Source organism: Oleiphilus sp. HI0125 (assembly GCF_001635355.1).
Genome location: NZ_LWGF01000202.1, coordinates 1 through 666, shown reverse-complemented (window position 1 = coordinate 666; position 666 = coordinate 1). Strand labels below are relative to the sequence as shown.

Genomic DNA, 666 nt, shown 5'->3' with positions numbered 1-666 from the left:
GCCGTGCCGCGGAACTCGCTCCAAACAGCGCAGCTGTTCTTGATAGCTATGGATGGGTGTTGCACAAGTTTGGAAGAACTGAAGAAGGCTTGCCTTACCTTGAGAAAGCGGCTGCCTTACAGCCAGATAATGCCGAGATTCAAGGACATTTCTTAGAAGCTAAAAACTAAGTTTAATATTGGGGTCAGAGTAAAAGTACTCTGACCCCAGTTTCAAACAAAGCCAAATAGTATCAAGGAAGATCTATGGCTCGCTCACTCCGTCAATGCCCTGCGGGTATGACGCAGCACCTCATTCAAAGGGGCGTTAATCGCCAACCTTGTTTTATTGATACACAAGATTATGTCGCATATGCCTCATGGCTAAATGAATACGCGTGAACGTTTGATGTACATATCCATGCTTGGGTCTTCATGACCAACCACGTACATTTGTTAGTCACGCCGCATACTGATAAGTCAATTTCTCAGATGATGCAGTGTTTGGGACGTCGTTATGTGCGTTATTTTAACCATAGGTATGAGCGATCAGGTACTTTGTGGGAAGGGCGCTTTAAGTCCTTAGGGATTGAGGATGACTCTTATGTACTTGCTTGTCAGCGTTACATCGAACTGAATCCGGTTAGGGCTGGAATGGTTAAGTCAGCGAGTGATTATTTTTGGTCTA

Annotated in this window: 2 protein-coding genes; both read left to right on the top strand. The window is 44.9% G+C overall.

The features are described 5' to 3' along the window. The first annotated feature begins 245 nt into the window (after positions 1-245). Positions 246-380, top strand: a complete 135-nt coding sequence (locus tag A3762_RS28575; protein WP_255375024.1) for a hypothetical protein — start codon at positions 246-248, stop codon at positions 378-380. A 33-nt stretch (positions 381-413) separates the two neighbouring features. Next, on the top strand, positions 414-666 hold a 253-nt coding region (locus tag A3762_RS26940; RefSeq protein WP_231878714.1), incomplete at its 3' end, for a transposase.